Origin of the sequence: Chromobacterium rhizoryzae (assembly GCF_020544465.1) — a bacterium.
Taxonomy (GTDB): Bacteria; Pseudomonadota; Gammaproteobacteria; order Burkholderiales; family Chromobacteriaceae; genus Chromobacterium.
In genome coordinates, this window is sequence record NZ_CP066126.1 from 5,165,358 (window position 1) to 5,183,314 (window position 17,957).

Below are 17,957 nucleotides of genomic sequence, written 5' to 3' on the forward strand. Positions count from 1 at the left end.
ATGCAATACACCCGCACCGTAGAAGCGCTGAAGCAAGGCACCGTCATCGACCACATCCCGGCCGGCCAGGGCCTGATCATCCTGCGCCTGTTCAAGCTCAGCGAAACCGGCGAGCGCGTCACCGTGGGCCTGAACCTGTCCAGCCGCCACATGGGCGCCAAGGACATCATCAAGGTGGAGAACATCGCGCTGTCGGAGGAGCAGGCCAACGAGCTGGCGCTGTTCGCGCCGCAGGCCACCGTCAACGTGATCGACAATTTCGAAGTGGTGAAGAAACACAAGCTGGCGCTGCCGGACACCATCGAAGGCATCTTCTCCTGCCCCAACTCCAATTGCGTCTCGCACAATGAGCCGGTGACCAGCTTTTTCTACGTCAAACCCCAGGCGCGCGACACAAAAATGAAATGCAAGTATTGCGAAAAGGTGTTCAGTAGGGATATCGTTGCAGAGGTGCGCTAAGTCGTACAAGGGTGAATAGAGAAATATCAAGAAAACACTGCGTTCGACAGTGGTAAAAAGCACGAGCAAGCGCCGCAGTCATCTGCGGCGCTTCTCATTTCAGGCTCAGGACGCCGCCGGGCCCTCGCTGGCGCCGTCGATGAAGCGCTGCAAGAACACCAGGTCCAGCCAGCGGCCGAACTTGAATCCCACCTGCGGCAGCATGCCCACCTGCTGGAAACCCAATTTTTCATGGAAGCGGATAGAACCCGCGTTGGCGGCGTCCACCGCGCCCACCATGGTGTGTTTGCCCAGCGCCTTGGCGCGCGGGAACAGCGCTTGCACCAAGGCGGTGCCTATGCCCTTGCCGCGCGCGTCGGCGGACAGATGCACGCTGTGTTCCACGGTGAAGCGGTAGCCCGGCTTGACGCGGAAATCGCCAAAGCTGGAAAAGCCCAGGATCTTGCCGTTTTCCTCGGCCAACAGCACCGGATAACCGGCGGCGGTGCGGTCCTGGAACCAGACGGCGAACTCGCCGGCGGACAGCGGATCGTCGTTGTAGATGGCGGTGGTGGTGGCGATGACCTCGTTGTAGATATCGAGTATCGCCGCCAGGTCTTCCAGCGTGGCGTCGCGGATAATCATGTTCTGTCCCTTGCTGATGTGGCTTGTTTTTTGGATCGCGGGCACGGACGCCAACGCGGATCCTTAGAACCTATTTACGATCTGCTACGCGTCGGCGATACCGTGTTGAAACCAACTTCGAAATGCTCATGTACCACCTGTACATTCCGCTTTCTCAGCTGTTTTCGCCTTGTCTCGCCTTAGCTCGCGAGATCGTAAATACGTTCTTTAGGAATGCAAACAGTGTACCAGCAGCCGGTTCAGCCGGCAGCAGCCGGCTTTTTGCGCGGGCTGCGCTTCTTGCGCACCGGCGTCTCCGGCGTCGGCTCCGCCGCGGGCGGCGTTATCACGGGCGCCGCGAGCACGGATTCCCCGTCCTGTTTGAGCCGGATCTCGCAATGCAGTTTGGAGCCGTTGCGGCTTTCCTGCACCGTCAGGAAGTCCAGCTTTTTCACCATCTGCGACAGCCGGGAATGACCGTAAACCCGCGGGTCGAACGAGGGGTCGTTCTTGGCCAGATAAGTGCCCACCACCGACAGCTCGGCCCAGCCGCTGTCGCGCGACACCGCCTCGATCGCATTGGTGAACATGTCCTGCAGCGGATGGCGATCCTTCTCCGGCTGCGGTTTGGCGCGGCTGCGCGCGCTGCGCGTCTTGGGCTTGTCGGCCGCGCTCTTGGCCGCCGCCGGCTCCGGCCGCAGAATCTCGGTGAACACGAATTTGTCGCAGGCGGCGATGAAGGGCCGCGGCGTCTTGGACTGTTCGCCCAGGCCGATCACCATCAGCCCGGATTCGCGCAGCCGGGTGGCCAGCCGAGTGAAATCGCTGTCGGAGGACACCAGGCAGAAGCCGTCGAAATTGCCGGTGTAGAGCAGGTCCATCGCGTCTATGATCAGCGCGGAGTCGGTGGAATTCTTGCCCTTGGTGTAGGCGAACTGCTGGATCGGCGAAATCGCGTACTGGTGCAGCACTTCCTTCCAGCCCTTCAGCTGGCTGGTGGTCCAGTCGCCGTAGGCGCGCTTGACCACGGCGGTGCCGTATTTGGCCACCTCGGCCAGCAATTCGGCGATCAGCGCCGACTGCGCGTTGTCCGCGTCGATCAATACCGCCAGTTTGCGGTTTTCCATGCTTGCTTTCCCTTAGGCAACCGAGCCATGCTAAAACCGGCCGTCGCGGCTGTCAAAACCGGCGGCCGGGCGCGGCGATGAACCGCGGCTACGGCGGCGCGGCGCGCAGCGTCTGCTCCACAATGGCGGCAATCCGCCCCTCGCGCTTCATCTGCTCCAAGACGGCGTTCAACTGCCGGATGAAATCGTCCAGATAGGGAAAACGCTGCTGGCCATGCTTGGTGAAACCGACATAGGCCTGCTCGCCGTTCAGGCTGGCCGCCGCCACCAGTTCGCCGCGCTGCTCCGGGCTGATCGCGCCGCGCCGCTGCAAGCGCTCCAGCACGTAGAGAATGGACAGTTTGTCGTTCAAATAACAGTCGGTGCGGCCATTGATCAGCTTCAGCAGATTGCCCTGGGTGTCCGGCGCCTCGTCCAGCTGGATGTCTCCGCGCTGCACCGCCAGCCAGAACGCCTTGCCGCCGGGACGGAAACCGGCGTTGTTGCCAAAGCGCAGGCCCACAAAGTCCGCCGGCCAGTGCGGACGCGGCGCGCGCATGATCTCCGCCCGGCAATACACCGCCAGCTGCTCCTGCCAGAACGGCGCCGAATATCCCATGTAGTCGCGCTCCGGCCGGTAATACGGCGGCGACAGCGCCGGCGCGCGGCCGGCTTCCAGCTCGGACAGGCCGCGCTTCCACGGCACCGGCCGCAGATCGATGCGATAGTCGCTCAAACGCTGCGAGGCCGCGCGCAGCACCTCGTTGTAAACGCCCTCCGCCCGGCCGTCCTTCTCGTAGGAATACGGCGGATAGCCGTTGTCGACCAAGACCACCACCTGGCGCGGCGGCGCGGCGGCGGCGCCCGCCGCCAGTCCGGCCAGCAACCATAACAACAAGCCCGATCTGATCATTTGAATGACATAATCCGTGTCGATAAACACGTTATAGCCGCTGCGCCGTCCAGGCGTTGGCACGAGTCTTGCAGCGTCGCAGGCATCGTCCACTCCCGCCGCGAGGCCCGCCATGAAACTGTTTTCGCGCCAAACGCCCGCCGCCACCAGCGAGGTGGTGATGTTCAATTATCGCCGGCCGGTGCGCGCGCGCCAGGTGGCGCTGGGCGGCGGCGGCCGCCTGTGGCTGGTCGAGGCGCTGGACCCGACCCACAATGTCTGGGTATGGCAGGAAGAATCCAGCCAAGCGGAGGCCGCGGTGGACACCGCGCGCCGGCTCAGCCTGATGCTGAACTGAACCGGAATGGTGCGCCGCGGCACCAAGCTGGCGCGCGGACAAGCAAAAAGCCGCCCTTGGGCGGCTTGGATCGCGCTACGCGTCTTCGCTTATTTCTTGGCGACGCTCTTGCCGAAGCTTTCCGCGGCGGCGCGCATCTTGGGCAGCAGCACCGGCTCGGCGGCCTTCAGCGTATCGCCGGCGATGGTGTTGATGATCTGCGGCTGCTGCTTCAGCAGCTTCTGACCGGCGGCGGTCTTGTAGAACACGTTGATCTGCTTGAGTTCGTCGGCGCTGAACTGAGCGCTGTAGGCCTTGGCCACGGTCTGTTCGAACTGCTGCTTGGCCGCGCTGGAACCGAAGTAATCGCTGGCCAGCTTGTGCACGTTCTCGCCGTAGGTCTTGAAGCCTTCCTGCGCTTTTTTCTGCTGGGCTTCGCTCAGCTTGATCTTGTTCTTGACGAAGTATTCCTGCAGCAGCGGCATGGCGCTGGCGGTGGTGCGCTGCGCCAGCTCCGGCAGCATATTGTTCAGGTTCAGCGTGGCGGACAACTCTTTGACGGCGGCGTCCTGGGCGGCGTCGGCGTGCGCCAGCAGCGGCAAAGTCAGCGCCAGGGCGGCCAGGCCGGCTTTGAGCGGGCGTGATGCGAACATGTGGAATCCTTTGGCTTGAGTTGGAAACAGCTGGCGTCGGCCAGGCCGACGCGGAAACACCGGCAGTGTGACACCGCCGCCGCCGCAGGTCAAAAAAGACCGGGAGCCGTCTCCTAGCGCGCCGCCGCGGGCGCCGGCGGCAGCTGACTCTGCCAACCCTGATAGGCGCCGATATTGGCGCGGGTGATCAGCTGCACCGGCACCGTCACCGTGCGCGGCTTGGCTTTGGGGTTGTCCAGCAATTGACGGCCCAGCTTCACCGCCTCCACGCCGATGGCGTACGGGGCCTGGCTGGAGGACGCCACGATCTGGCTATCGCCGCGCAGCGCCTTCTCGATGTCCGGCGAACCGTCCACGCCGGCTATCATCACCTCCTTGCGCCCCGCCTCCCTCACCGCCTGCTCCGCCCCCAGCGCCTGGCGGTCGTTGCTGGCGAACACGCCGTTGATCTCCGGGTAGCGCCGCAGATGCCGCTCCATCAGCCGCTTGCCGCCCCAGCTGGACGCCAAACCGCTCTCCTGATGGCTGAGCAGCCGGATCTTGGGGAAAGCGGCCAGACTGCGGCGACAGCCGGCCACCCGGTCCCAGACCGAAGACACCGGCGGACCGCTCTGAATCACCAGCGCGCCGCGGCCGCGCATCCGCTCCGCCAGATAACGGCAAGCCAGCGCGCCGGCCTGGACATTGTCCGATTTGACCGTGCCGTTGGCGCCGGGCGCGTCCACGTCCACCGCCACCACCCGCACCCCGGCCTGATGCGCCAGCCGCACCAGCGGCGCCACCGCCTTGCTGTCCGCGGCCACCAGCAGGATCAGCTCCACCTGCTGGCGCAGTAGCTGCCGCACTTGTTCCTCCTGCCGCTCCAGGCTGAAATTGGCGGACAGGGTGGTGACTTGCGCATTGGGATTGGCCGCGCGCGCCTCGTTCAGCGCGCCACGCGCGACGATCTGGTAGAAAGGGTTGTCCAGCGCTCCCACGGAGATGCCGATGCGGCTCAAGGGCGCGGCGTAAACGGCTCCGGCCAGGGACAGCCAGCAACAGGCAAGGAATCGGCTCGATCTCATGGCCACCCAGGATGGTTAGATGCGTGTCACCCCAGTTTAGATCACGCCGACCCCGCTACGAAACCGGACTCGGCGCCGCCGAGCCAGGGCGAGGCAAGGCCTTGCGGCCGAAGCCGCGGATAGGCGAGCCCGCTATCGCCCGTCGCGAGGCGGCAGACAGTCAACCGCTTCTCAAGCCGCCTGGTTCAAGCTGGCCCTCACCCTTTGCGCCAGCAAATCCAGCTGCAGCCAGCCCTCCTCCCACTGCCCGTGGCCGGACTCCACATTGATGTGGCCGGCCTGGCGCAGCCAGGCGATGGGCGCGCGCCAGTAACCGGCCAGCCGCGCCGCGCGCGGGGTCTTGCAGAAGGGATCGTTGCTGCTCGCCACCATTCTGGCGGGAAACGGCAGGGCTTGGCGCGGCGTCGGCGCAAAGCCCATCAGCTCGCGCGGCACGAAGGGCCGCTCCACGTCCGCCGGCGCCACCAGCAAGGCGCCGGCGATCCGCCGCGGATGGCGCTGGGCGTAATGCGCCACCGCCACGCAACCCAGGCTGTGGGCGATGACGATGACCGGCTTGCGCGTCCGGTCCAGCGCCTGATCCAAACCCCGCAGCCAGTCGTCCAGCTGCGGCGCGTCCCAATCGCCCACCTCCACCCGCGCGGCGTTCAAGCGGCGTTGCCAATGGCTTTGCCAGTGCCGCGGGCCGGAGTTGCGCCAGCCGGGCTGAATGATCAAGTCGAAATCCGCCAGCGAAGGTTCCATCGCTCAGCTCCTCAAAGGGGGAACTCGCACTGTAGAATGACTTTGATATTCTTGGAAATGATATTGAACGAGAAACTTATTCCCGATTCCTCTAAAAGATCGCGCCATTACATAGACTTATTTGGAATTTAAAGATAAAAAACAATCACTTCTGGCGCTAAAACATTTCTGATTAGATGCATCCATCGCTTGCCTCCTCAGGACACCGCCATGCCACGTCATACCTTCCGCCACGCCCTGCTGTCTCTCGCCCTGTTCGGCGCCGCCACGCCGCTGCTGGCCGCCGAGCTGCTCAACGTTTCTTACGACCCCACCCGCGAGCTGTATCAGGACGTCAACAAGGCTTTCGCCGAGCAATGGAAGAAACAGGGCGGCGACGTCGCCATCAAGCAATCGCACGGCGGCTCCGGCAAGCAATCGCTGGCCATCCAGCACGGCCTGGAAGCCGATGTGGCCACGCTGGCGCTGGCCTACGACATCGACGTGCTGGCGGACCAGGGCCTGCTGCCCAAGAACTGGCAAAGCCGGCTGCCGGACAATAGCTCGCCCTACACCTCCACCATCGTGTTCCTGGTGCGCAAGGGCAACCCCAAGGGCATCCGCGACTGGGGCGATCTGATCAAGCCCGGCATCCAGGTGATCACGCCCAATCCCAAAACCTCCGGCGGCGCGCGCTGGAATTATCTGGCGGCCTGGGGCTACGCGCTGAAGCAGCCCGGCGGCAACGAGGCCAAGGCCCGCGCCTATGTCGGCGAACTGTACAAGCACGTGCCGGTGCTGGACACCGGCGCGCGCGGCGCGACGCTGACCTTCGCCCAGCGCGGCTTGGGCGACGTGTTGCTGGCCTGGGAAAACGAGGCGGTGCTGGCGGTGAAGGAACTGGGTCCGGACAAATTCGACATCGTCACCCCTTCGCTGTCCATCCTGGCCGAACCGCCGGTGGCGGTGGTGGACAAGGTGGCCGACAAGAAAGGCAATCGCAAGCTGGCCGAAGCCTATCTGAAGTTCCTGTACACCCCGCAGGGACAGACCATCGCCGCGCAGAACTACTACCGGCCGCGCGACGCCAAGATCGCCGCGCAATACGCGGGCCAGTTCCCCAAGGTCAAGCTGTTCACCCTGAAAGACACTTTCGGCGATTGGCGCGGCGCCCAGCACAAACACTTCGCCGACGGCGGCGTGTTTGATCAGCTCATCACCAAGAAATAACCCGCCCCTCAACGCGAACAGCCCGGCAAAGCCGGGCTGTTGTCAATGCGGGAAACGCGGATCAGGCCATCTGGCTTTCTCTCCAGGTCAGCCACACCCGCATGTCGAACTCCAGCTGGTGGTAGTCCGGCTCCATGTGGCAGCACAGCTGGTAGAAGGCCTTGTTGTGGTCCTTCTCCTTCAGGTGGGCCAGCTCATGCACCACGATCATGCGCAGGAAGGGCAAGGGCGCGTCGCGAAACAGCGCGGCGACGCGGATTTCGTTCTTGGTCTTCAGCTTGCCGCCCTGCACCCGCGACACAAAGGTATTGGTGCCCAGCGTGCCCTTGACCGGATGCTGCTGGCTGTCGTACCTCACCTTGGCCGGCAAGGCGGCGTTCTTCAGATAACGCAGCTTGATCTCGGACACGTACTGATACAGCGCCTTGTCCGTCTGCACATCGTGGCTCTCCGGATACTTGCGCGCCAGCCAGCCGCCCAGCTGGCCGGAATCCAGCAGCGCCTGCACCTGGCCGAGCAAGGCGGCGGGATAATGCTGCAAATAGTTGAGGGTAGACATCGCGCCATTGTAAAACGACTGCGCGATCAGGTGTTGCCGCGGCGCAAACCGGCATTACAGCAAGCAGGACGGATCGTCCCACTGATAACTGAGCGCCAGCGCGCGCCGGCCGCCGACGGTGTCCACCTCGCAAGGCGCGGACGCCTCGCCGCCCAGCGCCCGGTAAAAGGCGCAGGCGTCCCGATTGGCCTGGTAGGCCCACAGAAACAAGGGCCGCCCCGGCGCGACGCGCAAGGCCTCCGCCGCCGCCGCCGCCATCAGCGCGCGGCCGATGCCGCGTCCCTGCTGCCCGGCCTTCACATGCAGATTATCCAGATACACGCCCCGCTCCGGCGCCTCGTCCGGCAATAGGCAAACAAAGCCCGCCGGCTCATCCTGCCACAGCGCCAGCCGCACCCACAGCGCGCCCGGCGCGGCGAAGCGCTCCCGCCACATGGCCAGGCGTTCGTCCGCGGCGCGCAAATCCAGATATTCGTCCGGCAAGATGCCGCGATAATGCTCTTGCCAACTGGCGACATGCAGCGCCGCGATCCGCTCGGCGTCCCGAGCGTCAGCCGCTCGCAACAACAAACCCTGATTCATGTTCGCTCCCCTTGCCGCGGTGGTTCCACACCGGCGGTCCAACTGGCTCTGGCCAAGGCCGCCGGCAATCGAGACAATACCGATACCGCCTACCTTATGCGAGGAAGACTTTCCATGCATGTCGTGATTTTTCGCGCCGCCACGCGGCAACTGGATGCGGAATACTCCGCGGTCGCCCAGCAGATGCGCCGGCTGGCCATGGAGCACTTCGGCTGCCTCGCCTTTGTTTCCGCCTGTGAAGACGGCCAGGAAATCGCCTTATCCTACTGGCCGGACGCCGACAGCATCCGCGCCTGGAAGGCGCATGCCGACCACGTGCTGGCGCAGCAACTGGGACGGGAGCGCTGGTATCGGCAATACCGGGTGGAGGTGGCCTGTATCGAACGCAGCTATGAATGGACCTTGGACGCGTCAGACTGAGGTCCGCGGCATGGCGCTGTTTCACGTGGAACCGGACCGTGGCGCGACTAGCCGCTTTTTATCCGCGCCCACGCTTTCTTTAGCCGCTTTTTACGCGCCGGAGCCTAGCATGCAGCCAAGATCCCACTGCGAGGCCCTTGCCGATGAGCGCAAGCAAACCCGTCCGCCGCGCGCTGCCGACGCGCGGCATTCCCGACTATCTGCCGGACGATGACGCGGCGCCCTTGGCGCTGCGCCGTTATATTCTCAACGCCCGCTTTCCGGCCGCGTCCGCCCGGACCCCGCCCGATGGCGGCTGGCGAGCGTCCTTGCGCGCCTGGTGGCGCTTGGTGAGCGCGCGGCGATGAAGCGCGGCGATCTCGCCCTGCGCCACCGCCGGCTATTGCACGCCTACGCCCAGGCCCGCCATCAGGATAGGCCCTGGCTCAAACGCAAGACGCGGCTGCCGCGCGCGGCCCAAACGGGCTTGCTGCAGCGGCTGCGCGCCTGGCTACGTCTTATTTGAGCCGCAGCGGCTCCACCAGCACATTGTTGGACTCGTCGGCCAGCCACATCTGACCGTCCTGGATGGTGGCGCTCAACTGCATGCTGCGCTGGCAGATGGCGACCAGTTCCGCCAGCGTGGCCGTCTCGACGCGAAACACGCTGAGCTTGTCCAGCCGGGCCAGCTTGTTCTCCATCTGCGGCCACCACACTTCGCTGGCGCGGCCGCCGTAGCTGTACAACACCACGCGCTCGGCGCGGCTGCACGCTTTCTTCAGCCGTTTTTCGTCGGGCTCGCCCAGTTCCACCCACAACTCGATCTCGTCGGCATAGTTTTTCTGCCACAACTCGGGCTCGTCGTCGGCGCTCAGACCGCGGCTGAATTGCAGGGTTTCGCTGGCGTTGAGCGCAAAGGCGGCCAGACGCAGCATCATGCGTTCCATGGTTTCGGACGGATGCTGGGCCAGCGTCAGCTGATGACTGGCGTAATAGCCGCGATCCATGTCGGATACGGCGAGATTGGCTTTATAAATGGTGGCGGACAGGGCCATGCGGAAACCGGCTTTGCGAAAAAAGAAGCCATTGTACGGGGCCGCCGGCCATTGCGCCCGTTCAATCGCTAGACGGCGGGGCGCGCCGCCATGAACGGCCTCTTAGAACGCGTTTACGATCTCGCGGGCTAGAGCGAGACAAGACGAAAACGGCTGAGAAAGCGGAGTGTACACACGGTACGAAGCGGTACTCACCGTGTGACGTCTGACGACGCGCAGCAGATCGTAAACAGGTTCTTAAGGCGAAGGCTGGCTGGAGCAGTCCAAAGGTTCGCCGCGCCAGGTGATACTGGCCTCGCGGCCCTTGATCCACAGTTCCAGCCCCGGCGCCGCGTAACGCGCGCCGCTGCCGCTCAGGCCCTGATGCAGAATGGCGGTGGAGCCGTTGTACTCCAGCTTCACCGTGGGCGGGTGGGTGCGATAGAAGGTGGCCAGCACGGTGCGGGTGGCGTTGCCCTTGCAGACATAGCGCAAGGGCGTCAGCGACGGCGCCAGCCCCCAGGCCGCCTGCAATTGGGTGATGCGCATGATGTAGACGTCGCCCAGACACATATGCATGTCCTCGGTCTTGACGCAGTCCTTCAGACTTTTGACCCAGCGGCGCTGCTCGGCGATCAGCTTGGCCTCGGCCCCCGGCCGGCCTTGCTGGGCCTGTTCCAGCGCCAGGGCGTAGACCTTTTCCAGCCGATTGTCCTGGCGGGTCAGGCTGTCGTCCTGGCACACCATGGCCTCCACCGGATTGCCCGGCTTTTCGCAATTGAAATCGGTCGCCGCCGGCGGATTGGCCTCCGCCGTGTCCTCGGCGGTCCTGCCGCTCTCCGCCGCGCGGCCGTGGCCGCCTTCCGACCCGCCCTTGCCGGCGGCCAGCGCCAAGGCCGGACACAATATGATCAAGCCGACCAGCCTATGGGCGGATCCAGGCATACCGATTTCCTCTGAACTGCGTTATTCGCCGCCCATGCCGGGCGGACACATCAAAACAGGGCATCTCTCCGCCGCGGGCCGATGCGCTCAACCCCGGCGACGTGACAGCATGATACCAGTTCGCCCATTCGCATTTATTAATAATATCGGCCGTCAAAAAGGCTTTTCGCGGCTCAGGATTCCGTTGGAATGGATATGACAATGCCGCGACAAGTTCCCAAACCGACAATTTGAAGGTAAACTCCGGCCTCTCGCGCGCAATTCCAATCTTTGCGCGTCGCGCGCGCTTCATCCCGAAGCGCCCATCGCATCCCTAACTTTTTCCCGTCAGCCTGGATTGGTTCGCACATACTGCGATAGGCCGTCGCAGGAGCAAACATGTCCACACTCACCTTTGCCGACCTCGGTCTGGCCGAATCCCTGTTGCGCGCCGTCAGCGAAACCGGTTACACCACCCCCACCCCGATCCAGGCCCAAGCCATCCCGCAAGTGCTGCAAGGCGGCGATCTGCTGGCCGCGGCCCAGACCGGCACCGGCAAAACCGCCGGCTTCACCCTGCCCTTGCTGCAGCTGCTGATGGGCAAGCCGTCCACCCAGCCGGGCCGTCCGCGCGCGCTGGTGCTGACGCCCACCCGCGAGCTGGCCGCTCAGGTGGAGGAGTCGGTGCAAACCTACGGCAAATACCTGCCGCTCAAATCCATGGTGATGTTCGGCGGCGTCAACATCAACCCGCAAACCCGCGAACTGCGCAAGCCGCTGGACATCCTGGTGGCCACCCCCGGCCGCCTGCTGGACCACGCCGGCCAGCGCAACATCGATTTGTCCGGCGTTGAGATCCTGGTGCTGGACGAAGCCGACCGCATGCTGGACATGGGCTTCATCCACGACATCCGCAAAGTGCTGGCGCTGCTGCCGGCCAAGCGCCAGAACCTGCTGTTCTCCGCCACCTTCTCCGACGAGATCAAGGGCCTGGCCGATCGTCTGCTGGACAGCCCCAAGCTGGTGGAAGTGGCGCGCCGCAACACCACCAACGAGCTGGTGGATCAGAAGATCCACCTGGTGGACCGCGACCGCAAAACCGATCTGCTGATCCATCTGATCAAGGAACACAACTGGTTCCAGGCGCTGGTGTTCACCCGCACCAAGCACGGCGCCAACCGTCTGGCGGAAAAACTGGACAAGACCGGCATCCCCGCCGCCGCGATTCACGGCAACAAGAGCCAGAACGCGCGTACCCGCGCGCTGGCCGACTTCAAGAGCGGCGAATTGCAAGTGCTGGTCGCCACCGACATCGCCGCGCGCGGCCTGGACATCGACCAACTGCCGCACGTGGTCAACTTCGAACTGCCCAATGTGCCGGAAGACTACGTGCACCGCATCGGCCGCACCGGCCGCGCCGGCAGCAGGGGCGAGGCGGTATCGCTGGTCTGCGTGGACGAGTTCAGCTTCCTGAAAGACATCGAGAAGCTCACCAAGCAATCGATCGAGCGCTTCGCGGTGCCGGGCTTCGAGGCCGATCTGTCGGTGAAACCGGAACCCATCCCGATGGGCGGCGGCAACCGCCGCGGCCAGCCGCAACGCCAGGGCGGCGGCGGCAAACCGCGCCACCAGCCGGACAGCAAGCCCACCGGCCACGGCCATCGCTCGCCGGCGTCCAAGCCGCGCCAGGGTCAAGGACAGGGTCAGGCCAAAAACGCCACAACCGGCCAGCCGGGTCAGCGCTCGTCGCAAGGCCAGGGTCAGGGTCAGCGCGGCAAGCCCGCCTCCTCGCGTCCGAGCTCGGCGTTGTTCAGCCCGCCGAAAGGCCGCTAAGAACCAGTTCATAGTCTGCTGTGCTTCGGCGATACGGCGTTGAAAACAAGCTCAAGATGCTCATGTACCACGTGTACATTCCGCTTTTTCGCTTGTTTTCGCCTTGTCCCGCCCTTGTTCGCGAGACTTTGAACAGGCTCTAAGACCCGCTAACAAAACCCCTGATCCAGCGTTGCGCCTCCTTGTCGTACGACTAGTACTGCCTACGTCGGCGCGCCTTGGCTCAGGTTCTCTGCGAGGTTTTGTTAGCGGCTCTAAGCCCGCGCAAGCGGCGCCGCGCTTCTTCGCCGACCCCGCGGCGATGGAAGCGCTTTACGCCGGACGCCAAACCTGCCTACGATTCAGCAATAGGCCCTTGGGGCCGACAAGAATATCGAGCGGAGACGGCGCGCGCCGCGCTCCGCACGGGCAGCACGCATGCCGCGCGCACAGATCGAGCAAGGATTCGGGGAAATGATGAGACTTCGCAGCTGGCTGCTGGGCAGCCTGGCTGTAGTCCTGCTGGCGGCAGCTCAGCCGCAGGCCGCGCCACGTCTGAAAATCACCCTGTCCAACCAGGAGTGGCCGCCCTATATGGGCAAGGAACTGCCGTACGACGGCATTTTGTCGCGTTTGGTCAAAGAGGCCTTCGCCCGCGCCAACGTCGACGTCGCCTTCCGTTACTACCCCAACAACCGCACGCTGCAATCGGCGCGCAACGGCACCGTGGACGGCAGCTTCGGCTGGGCGCCGACGCCGGAACGCAAACAGGACCTGCTGTTCACCCAACCGGTGTTGCATGCGCGCATGGTGTTTTTCCAGCGCCGCAGCGCCAGTTTTCCCTGGAACGATCTGTCCAATCTGCGCCACGCGCGGGTGGGCGTCACGGTCGGCAACTTCTATTCCGACGAGTTCAACCGGCAGGTCAAGGCCGGCCACCTGATTCCGGACATGGCGCCGGACGACGTCACCAATCTGCGCAAGCTGCTGGCCGGCCGCATCGACTTATTCCCCATCGACGTGGAAGTGGGCCAATACCTGATCGCCCGCAACTTCCAGCCGCGGCTGGCCCAGCAATTGGAGCCGCAGAGCAAATCGTTCTGGGTGGCGCCGCTGCACGTGGTGATCTGGCGCAAACACCGCCAGGGCCCGGAGTTGGTGGAACGTTTCAATCGCGGCCTGAAGGCCTTGCAGGACAGCGGGGAGTTCGAGCGCATCGTGGCGGAGACCCGCGCCGCCAGCCTGGCCTACCACAAACCGATCAAGGCGCAGTGAAGCGAGAACGGCGCTAAGGCGCGTCCGCGCTGCTCAACACCACCGGCCGGCCGTGAAAATAGCCCTGGAACCAATGGAAGCCCAGCGCGCGGCAACGTTCGAACTGCTCGCGGCTGTCCACCTTTTCCGCCAGCAGGATGCCGTCGAAATCGCTCAATTGCGCCATCAGTTCCGGCAAGCGTTCCGCTTCCACCGCCGCCACGTCCACTTTGACGATGTCCACCAGCGGCAGCATCGCCGCCTGATCCGGCCCCAGGTGGATCACGTCGTCCAACGCCAGGCGAAAGCCGCGCTGGCGCAACAAGGCCATGCGTTGCAGCAAGTCCTGGGTGACGGTCACCGTTTCCAGGATTTCCAACACCAGCCGCTCCGCCGGCAATTGGTCCAGGATGGGATCTTGCAACAAATCGGCGCTGGCGTTGATGAAACCGGGGAACTGGCCCAACACATCCGCGCAGCCCAGCTCTCCGAAGGCGTTGCGCAGCACCTCGGCGCTGGCGAGCAGATCGTCGCGCACCAAGGCGAAATTGGCCGGGCTGGAACGGAACAATAGTTCATAGGCCACCAGCTGCTGCTGGCGGTCGACGATTGCCTGCCGGCCAAGATAACGTGAAGAATTAGGCATGCCGACGATACTACAGGATATTGCCACCGCTGTTGGGCATCTCCTGCTGGTGCCGTCAAAAAATATGACAGCTTATGCCTGACCATCGTCATTAAATGCGGTAAGGTTGCAAATTACCCTCAAGTCAGCGAGTCCGCCATGTTGCCAACCCGACAAATTCCCCGCGAGGAGATCAAGGCGCTGCCGCTGTTCGCCGGCCTGACGCCGGAACAGGTGCGGCTGGCCGCCACGCCGGAGCTGGCCGCCGCCGCGTTGCGGGACCTGGCCGGCTGCGCGGAGCTGGGCTTCGACACCGAATCCCGCCCCACTTTCCACAAGGGCGAAAAACCGACCGGTCCGCACCTGGTCCAGCTGGCCTGCGACGACCGCGCCTGGCTGTTCCCGGTGCAGGACGGCCAGTGCGCGCCGGAGCTGAAAACCCTGCTGGAAGACCCTCAGCGGCTCTTGGTGGGCTTCGAGCTCAGTTCGGACCAGACGCTGCTGCAACAGCGGCTGGGCATCCGCTGCGGCCGGGTGCTGGACCTGGTGGACCACTTCTCCAGCGACGATGCGCGCATCACCGTCGGCGCGGTGCAGGCGGTGGCGCGGCTGTTCGGCCAGTACTTCCGCAAATCCAAGAAGCTGTCCACCACCAACTGGTCCAAACTGCCGCTGACGCCGGCGCAACAAGCCTACGCCGGCAACGACGCCTGGGTGGCGCTGCGGGTGTACCGCGAGCTGGACGCCCGCGGCGGTTTGCGGCGCGGCGGCTGAAGCCGCGCCGGAACATCAAGGCAGCCGCGTGATGCGGTTCAGCGCCGGCACCGCCACTGGCGAAGCGCTGGCGAAATAGCTCTCCAGCACATCCACGTCCACGCCGCCGCCCACCCGGTTGCTCCCCTGGGTCAGCACGGTGAAGCCGTCGCCGCCGCCGGCGATGAAGTTGTTGACCTGCACCCGGTAGCTGGCCTGCGGATCGATGGCCACGCCGTTGATCTTGATGCTGGGGATGTCCACCTTGGCGCCCGCCGGCGCCGACAGGCTCCAGCTATAGCTGAATCCCTTGGACACTTGCAGAATCTTGACCTTGGACGGATCGCTCCATTGCTGCTCCAGCAGCTGGTCGATCTGCGCGCCGCTCAGGGTCAGCGTGGTCATCACATTGCCGAAGGGCTGGGTGGTGAACAATTGGTTGTACGTCACAGCGCCGCCGACGCCGGGAAGGATGTCGGCGCGCACGCCGCCCGGATTCATGAAGGCCACCACCGCGCCCTGGGCGGCGCCGGCCGCCAATTGCGCGTCGGCCACCACGTCGCCCAGCGCGGTTTCGCCGGCCGCGGACGGAGTGCGGTCCAGGGCGCCCGCCGCCTGGCCCACCACGCGGTTGGCCACCGGGGCCACCAAGTCCTTGTACAGCTTGACCAGATTGCTGACCGAGGCCAGCGGCGCGATGTCGCGCGCCACCACCCGGTTCTGCGCCTGGATGGAGCCGGGCTTGACGTCGCGGGTGGCCGGGTCCAGCACGAAGTCGATCTCGGTGAACAACTGACCGTAGTTCTTGGCGCTGGTCACCCGGCGGCCGTCGATCACGCAGTTGTAGGCCTGATGGGTGTGGCCGGTGACCACCAGCTTCACCGCCGGGTCCAGCTTCTTGACGATGTCGACGATGGGGCCGGACACGCCGTTGCATTCATTGAAATTGCCGCTTTGATAGCCGCCCTCGTGCACCACCACCACCACGGCGGACACGCCCTGACGTTTCAGTTGCGGAATCAGCTGGTTCACCGTGGCCGCCTCGTCCTGGAAGCTCAAGCCCTTGATGCCGTCCGGCGACACGATTTCCGGCGTGCCTTTCAGCGTCATGCCGATGAAGGCCACCGGGATGCCGCCGAACTTCTTGATCTCGTAAGCGGGGAACAAGGTGCCGCCGTCGCTTTTCTTGACGTTGGCCGCCAGAAACTTGAACTTGGCACCGGCGAACTTGCCGTTCTGGCAGGAGGTGGTGGGCGCGCCCGTCTTGCAGCCGCCGTTCTGCATGCGCAGCAATTCCTGCTGGCCGTCGTCGAACTCATGGTTGCCGACGGCGTTGAGGTCCAGGCCCAGCAGATTCATCGCCTCGATGGTGGGCTCGTCGTGGAACAGGCCGGACACCAGCGGGCTGGCGCCGATCAGATCACCGGCCGACACCACCACGGTGTTGGGCGATTTGGCGCGCAGCGATTGCACCCAGGCCGCCAGGTAATCAACGCCGCCGGCGTTGATCTTGATCGTCTTGCTCGGGTCGGCCGGATCCGGCACCGTCAGTTGGCCCGGCATGTCCAGATTGCCGTGGAAATCGTTGAAGGCGATCATCTTCACCGCCACCGGCTGGCGCGAGACGCCGGTGTTCTGGTCGCCCGGCCCCCAGCCGCCGGAGCCGGCGGAACAGCCGAACAGCGCCAGGCTCACCGCCAGGCACAAGCTCATGGTTTTCAGTTTCACGAAACGCATCCTTGTCTTGTTTGTTGTCGCGCGCACCGGCGCCGCCGGCCGCGACCGAATGAGGAGACGTCCGTCCACTGCCATGGACCGCGATAGACGCTCCGATCGCGCGCACTATAGCAAAACAAAATGACAAAGAGTTAAAACTTTCGTGATGCGAAGCAACCCGCCATGCCGGCCTCAGTCGGCGCGCGGCTCCGCCTCCAGCGCCGCCAGCGCGTCCGCGGTGTTGAGATTGGGAAAGAGATGGTCGAAGCCGACTTCGACATGGTTAAGACCGGCCAGCCAACCGCGGATGGAACGGCCGCCGCCGGCCAGATAGGCGGCCAGTCCGGCGCGGAGGCCGGGCCCCAGCGCCAGCAGGCTGGGATGCCAGCCTTCGCGGTCGCGCGCGCTGGCGGCCTGGCGGCCGTTCGCCACTTCCGCCAGCAGCCGGTGCGAGAAATCGGCCGGCAGCCGCACCGCGTCGCAAGGCATCACCAGCCAGACCGCGCCGTCCTCGCGCTCCAGAGCCGCCAGCACCCCGGCCAGCGGCCCCGGATAATCCGGCAGGCTGTCCGGCAGCAGCGGGCAGCCAAAGCCGGTGTACACGTCCAGATTGCGATTGGCCGAGATCCACACCCGTTCGGGCGGCGGCATCTGCGCGGACAAGGCGGACAAGGCGTGCGCCAGCAGCGGCCGCCCGGACAATATCACCAGGCCCTTGTCGACGCCGCCCATGCGCGTGGCGCGGCCGCCGGCCAGAATCAGCGCCTGGTGGCTCATTGCCAGCGTTCCGCCGCCTGGGCGTCGCTGTGTTTGGCCTCCACCCAGCGCTCGCGGCCGTCCGCCAGGATTTCCTTTTTCCAGAACGGCGCGTCCTGCTTCAGATAGTCCATCAGGAATTCCGCGGCGGCGAAGGCGTCGCGGCGGTGGCTGCTGGCCACCGCCACCAGCACGATGGGCTCGCCCAGCGCCAGCCGCCCCACGCGATGGATGACGGTGGCCGCCTGCAGCGGCCAACGCCGGCGCGCTTCCTCCACGATGGCCTCCAAGGCCTTTTCGGTCATGCCCGGATAATGCTCCAGCTCCAGCGCCGTCACATCGCGGCTGTCGCCGTAATCGCGCACCAGCCCGCTGAAGCTGACCACCGCGCCGCAGGCCGGGTTGCCGGACAGCGCGTCGATTTCCACGCCGGCGCTGAAACGCTGCGGCTGCACCCGCACCGTGAACGCGTCCAT

23 protein-coding genes are annotated in these 17,957 nt (G+C 64.8%); 9 read left to right on the forward strand and 14 right to left on the reverse strand.

What is annotated here, in order from left to right; translation table 11 throughout:
* Entirely contained in the window at positions 1 to 459 is a 459-nt protein-coding gene (gene pyrI, locus JC616_RS23665; protein WP_107801270.1) for an aspartate carbamoyltransferase regulatory subunit, read from the forward strand.
* 105 nt (positions 460 to 564) lie between these two features.
* Here the strand turns inward: pyrI and JC616_RS23670 are convergent, their stop codons facing one another.
* The 3 genes from JC616_RS23670 to JC616_RS23680 form a co-directional block, all read right to left on the reverse strand.
* Positions 565 to 1,083 (reverse strand): GNAT family N-acetyltransferase, encoded by a 519-nt coding sequence (locus JC616_RS23670; RefSeq protein ID WP_107801271.1) that lies wholly within the window; start codon positions 1,081 to 1,083, stop codon positions 565 to 567.
* Between the two features lie 239 nt (positions 1,084 to 1,322).
* The gene (locus tag JC616_RS23675; protein WP_227105819.1) at positions 1,323 to 2,189 is read right to left on the reverse strand and encodes an NYN domain-containing protein; all 867 of its coding nucleotides are present in this window, start codon (positions 2,187 to 2,189) and stop codon (positions 1,323 to 1,325) included.
* 88 nt (positions 2,190 to 2,277) lie between these two features.
* Entirely contained in the window at positions 2,278 to 3,066 is a 789-nt protein-coding gene (locus JC616_RS23680) for a substrate-binding periplasmic protein (RefSeq protein WP_227105821.1), read from the reverse strand.
* A gap of 127 nt (positions 3,067 to 3,193) precedes the next feature.
* Here JC616_RS23680 and JC616_RS23685 point away from each other — a divergent pair, with 127 nt between their 5' ends.
* Entirely contained in the window at positions 3,194 to 3,418 is a 225-nt protein-coding gene (locus JC616_RS23685) for a hypothetical protein (protein WP_227105823.1), read from the forward strand.
* Between the two features lie 89 nt (positions 3,419 to 3,507).
* Here the strand turns inward: JC616_RS23685 and JC616_RS23690 are convergent, their stop codons facing one another.
* From JC616_RS23690 to JC616_RS23700, 3 genes are all read right to left on the reverse strand, one after another.
* Positions 3,508 to 4,050, reverse strand: a complete 543-nt coding sequence (locus tag JC616_RS23690; RefSeq protein ID WP_107801275.1) for a DUF2059 domain-containing protein — start codon at positions 4,048 to 4,050, stop codon at positions 3,508 to 3,510.
* 113 nt (positions 4,051 to 4,163) lie between these two features.
* Positions 4,164 to 5,114, reverse strand: a complete 951-nt coding sequence (locus tag JC616_RS23695; protein ID WP_227105825.1) for a substrate-binding domain-containing protein — start codon at positions 5,112 to 5,114, stop codon at positions 4,164 to 4,166.
* Between the two features lie 171 nt (positions 5,115 to 5,285).
* On the reverse strand, positions 5,286 to 5,858 hold the full coding sequence (locus JC616_RS23700) for an RBBP9/YdeN family alpha/beta hydrolase (RefSeq protein ID WP_107801277.1): 573 nt from the start codon (positions 5,856 to 5,858) through the stop codon (positions 5,286 to 5,288).
* A 210-nt stretch (positions 5,859 to 6,068) separates the two neighbouring features.
* On the opposite strand from JC616_RS23700, the gene JC616_RS23705 reads away from it, so the two are divergent.
* Positions 6,069 to 7,067, forward strand: a complete 999-nt coding sequence (locus JC616_RS23705; RefSeq protein ID WP_227105827.1) for a sulfate ABC transporter substrate-binding protein — start codon at positions 6,069 to 6,071, stop codon at positions 7,065 to 7,067.
* Between the two features lie 61 nt (positions 7,068 to 7,128).
* Here JC616_RS23705 and JC616_RS23710 read toward each other — a convergent pair whose 3' ends face one another.
* Both JC616_RS23710 and JC616_RS23715 read right to left on the reverse strand, forming a co-directional pair.
* A complete protein-coding gene (locus tag JC616_RS23710) occupies positions 7,129 to 7,626 on the reverse strand; it encodes a M48 metallopeptidase family protein (RefSeq protein WP_227105829.1) in 498 nt (165 codons plus the stop codon).
* 54 nt (positions 7,627 to 7,680) lie between these two features.
* Positions 7,681 to 8,208 carry a GNAT family N-acetyltransferase gene (locus JC616_RS23715; protein WP_158274389.1) on the reverse strand — a complete coding sequence of 176 codons (528 nt, stop codon included), beginning with the start codon at positions 8,206 to 8,208 and terminating at the stop codon, positions 7,681 to 7,683.
* A gap of 114 nt (positions 8,209 to 8,322) precedes the next feature.
* On the opposite strand from JC616_RS23715, the gene JC616_RS23720 reads away from it, so the two are divergent.
* From JC616_RS23720 to JC616_RS23730, 3 genes are all read left to right on the forward strand, one after another.
* Positions 8,323 to 8,628 (forward strand): antibiotic biosynthesis monooxygenase family protein, encoded by a 306-nt coding sequence (locus JC616_RS23720; protein ID WP_227105831.1) that lies wholly within the window; start codon positions 8,323 to 8,325, stop codon positions 8,626 to 8,628.
* Between the two features lie 143 nt (positions 8,629 to 8,771).
* On the forward strand, positions 8,772 to 8,975 hold the full coding sequence (locus tag JC616_RS23725) for a hypothetical protein (protein ID WP_227105833.1): 204 nt from the start codon (positions 8,772 to 8,774) through the stop codon (positions 8,973 to 8,975).
* The gene (locus tag JC616_RS23730; protein WP_158274390.1) at positions 8,972 to 9,133 is read left to right on the forward strand and encodes a hypothetical protein; all 162 of its coding nucleotides are present in this window, start codon (positions 8,972 to 8,974) and stop codon (positions 9,131 to 9,133) included. The genes JC616_RS23725 and JC616_RS23730 overlap by 4 nt, the downstream gene beginning before the upstream one ends.
* On the opposite strand, the gene JC616_RS23735 is transcribed toward JC616_RS23730, so the two are convergent.
* Both JC616_RS23735 and JC616_RS23740 read right to left on the reverse strand, forming a co-directional pair.
* A complete protein-coding gene (locus tag JC616_RS23735) occupies positions 9,126 to 9,662 on the reverse strand; it encodes a YaeQ family protein (RefSeq protein WP_227105835.1) in 537 nt (178 codons plus the stop codon). The two genes, JC616_RS23730 and JC616_RS23735, sit on opposite strands and share 8 nt — an antisense overlap.
* 237 nt (positions 9,663 to 9,899) lie before the next feature.
* Entirely contained in the window at positions 9,900 to 10,586 is a 687-nt protein-coding gene (locus tag JC616_RS23740) for an MliC family protein (RefSeq protein ID WP_227105837.1), read from the reverse strand.
* A 378-nt stretch (positions 10,587 to 10,964) separates the two neighbouring features.
* On the opposite strand from JC616_RS23740, the gene JC616_RS23745 reads away from it, so the two are divergent.
* Both JC616_RS23745 and JC616_RS23750 read left to right on the forward strand, forming a co-directional pair.
* Positions 10,965 to 12,398 (forward strand): DEAD/DEAH box helicase, encoded by a 1,434-nt coding sequence (locus JC616_RS23745; RefSeq protein WP_107801285.1) that lies wholly within the window; start codon positions 10,965 to 10,967, stop codon positions 12,396 to 12,398.
* A gap of 453 nt (positions 12,399 to 12,851) precedes the next feature.
* Positions 12,852 to 13,652 carry a substrate-binding periplasmic protein gene (locus JC616_RS23750; RefSeq protein WP_199225955.1) on the forward strand — a complete coding sequence of 267 codons (801 nt, stop codon included), beginning with the start codon at positions 12,852 to 12,854 and terminating at the stop codon, positions 13,650 to 13,652.
* Between the two features lie 13 nt (positions 13,653 to 13,665).
* Here the strand turns inward: JC616_RS23750 and JC616_RS23755 are convergent, their stop codons facing one another.
* Positions 13,666 to 14,277: an EAL and HDOD domain-containing protein gene (locus JC616_RS23755; protein WP_107801286.1), complete on the reverse strand. Its 612-nt coding sequence runs from the start codon at positions 14,275 to 14,277 to the stop codon at positions 13,666 to 13,668.
* A gap of 138 nt (positions 14,278 to 14,415) precedes the next feature.
* On the opposite strand from JC616_RS23755, the gene JC616_RS23760 reads away from it, so the two are divergent.
* Complete coding sequence (locus JC616_RS23760; RefSeq protein WP_227105838.1) at positions 14,416 to 15,030, forward strand: 3'-5' exonuclease; 615 nt, start codon at positions 14,416 to 14,418, stop codon at positions 15,028 to 15,030.
* A 15-nt stretch (positions 15,031 to 15,045) separates the two neighbouring features.
* Here JC616_RS23760 and JC616_RS23765 read toward each other — a convergent pair whose 3' ends face one another.
* The 3 genes from JC616_RS23765 to moaE all read right to left on the reverse strand — a co-directional run bounded on the left by JC616_RS23765 (position 15,046) and on the right by moaE (position 17,957).
* Positions 15,046 to 16,737 carry a bifunctional metallophosphatase/5'-nucleotidase gene (locus JC616_RS23765; protein WP_227105840.1) on the reverse strand — a complete coding sequence of 564 codons (1,692 nt, stop codon included), beginning with the start codon at positions 16,735 to 16,737 and terminating at the stop codon, positions 15,046 to 15,048.
* A gap of 180 nt (positions 16,738 to 16,917) precedes the next feature.
* Positions 16,918 to 17,502, reverse strand: coding sequence for a molybdenum cofactor guanylyltransferase MobA (mobA, locus tag JC616_RS23770; protein ID WP_227105842.1), 585 nt, complete (start codon positions 17,500 to 17,502; stop codon positions 16,918 to 16,920).
* Entirely contained in the window at positions 17,499 to 17,957 is a 459-nt protein-coding gene (gene moaE / locus JC616_RS23775) for a molybdopterin synthase catalytic subunit MoaE (RefSeq protein WP_107801290.1), read from the reverse strand. Before moaE ends, mobA begins: the two co-directional genes overlap by 4 nt.

What these genes read in the sequence shown, in the direction of transcription:
- JC616_RS23695 (WP_227105825.1), bottom strand. Translation starts at nt 5,114, where the DNA reads ATGAGATCGAGCCGATTCCTTGCCTGTTGCTGGCTGTCCCTGGCCGGA.
- JC616_RS23705 (WP_227105827.1), top strand. Translation starts at nt 6,069, where the DNA reads ATGCCACGTCATACCTTCCGCCACGCCCTGCTGTCTCTCGCCCTGTTC.
- JC616_RS23700 (WP_107801277.1), bottom strand. Translation starts at nt 5,858, where the DNA reads ATGGAACCTTCGCTGGCGGATTTCGACTTGATCATTCAGCCCGGCTGG.
- JC616_RS23720 (WP_227105831.1), top strand. Translation starts at nt 8,323, where the DNA reads ATGCATGTCGTGATTTTTCGCGCCGCCACGCGGCAACTGGATGCGGAA.
- JC616_RS23745 (WP_107801285.1), top strand. Translation starts at nt 10,965, where the DNA reads ATGTCCACACTCACCTTTGCCGACCTCGGTCTGGCCGAATCCCTGTTG.
- JC616_RS23755 (WP_107801286.1), bottom strand. Translation starts at nt 14,277, where the DNA reads ATGCCTAATTCTTCACGTTATCTTGGCCGGCAGGCAATCGTCGACCGC.
- JC616_RS23715 (WP_158274389.1), bottom strand. Translation starts at nt 8,208, where the DNA reads ATGAATCAGGGTTTGTTGTTGCGAGCGGCTGACGCTCGGGACGCCGAG.
- JC616_RS23750 (WP_199225955.1), top strand. Translation starts at nt 12,852, where the DNA reads ATGATGAGACTTCGCAGCTGGCTGCTGGGCAGCCTGGCTGTAGTCCTG.
- mobA (WP_227105842.1), bottom strand. Translation starts at nt 17,502, where the DNA reads ATGAGCCACCAGGCGCTGATTCTGGCCGGCGGCCGCGCCACGCGCATG.
- JC616_RS23710 (WP_227105829.1), bottom strand. Translation starts at nt 7,626, where the DNA reads ATGTCTACCCTCAACTATTTGCAGCATTATCCCGCCGCCTTGCTCGGC.
- JC616_RS23670 (WP_107801271.1), bottom strand. Translation starts at nt 1,083, where the DNA reads ATGATTATCCGCGACGCCACGCTGGAAGACCTGGCGGCGATACTCGAT.
- JC616_RS23725 (WP_227105833.1), top strand. Translation starts at nt 8,772, where the DNA reads ATGAGCGCAAGCAAACCCGTCCGCCGCGCGCTGCCGACGCGCGGCATT.
- JC616_RS23740 (WP_227105837.1), bottom strand. Translation starts at nt 10,586, where the DNA reads ATGCCTGGATCCGCCCATAGGCTGGTCGGCTTGATCATATTGTGTCCG.
- JC616_RS23730 (WP_158274390.1), top strand. Translation starts at nt 8,972, where the DNA reads ATGAAGCGCGGCGATCTCGCCCTGCGCCACCGCCGGCTATTGCACGCC.
- JC616_RS23735 (WP_227105835.1), bottom strand. Translation starts at nt 9,662, where the DNA reads ATGGCCCTGTCCGCCACCATTTATAAAGCCAATCTCGCCGTATCCGAC.
- JC616_RS23685 (WP_227105823.1), top strand. Translation starts at nt 3,194, where the DNA reads ATGAAACTGTTTTCGCGCCAAACGCCCGCCGCCACCAGCGAGGTGGTG.
- moaE (WP_107801290.1), bottom strand. Translation starts at nt 17,957, where the DNA reads ATGGACGCGTTCACGGTGCGGGTGCAGCCGCAGCGTTTCAGCGCCGGC.
- JC616_RS23675 (WP_227105819.1), bottom strand. Translation starts at nt 2,189, where the DNA reads ATGGAAAACCGCAAACTGGCGGTATTGATCGACGCGGACAACGCGCAG.
- pyrI (WP_107801270.1), top strand. Translation starts at nt 1, where the DNA reads ATGCAATACACCCGCACCGTAGAAGCGCTGAAGCAAGGCACCGTCATC.
- JC616_RS23690 (WP_107801275.1), bottom strand. Translation starts at nt 4,050, where the DNA reads ATGTTCGCATCACGCCCGCTCAAAGCCGGCCTGGCCGCCCTGGCGCTG.
- JC616_RS23760 (WP_227105838.1), top strand. Translation starts at nt 14,416, where the DNA reads ATGTTGCCAACCCGACAAATTCCCCGCGAGGAGATCAAGGCGCTGCCG.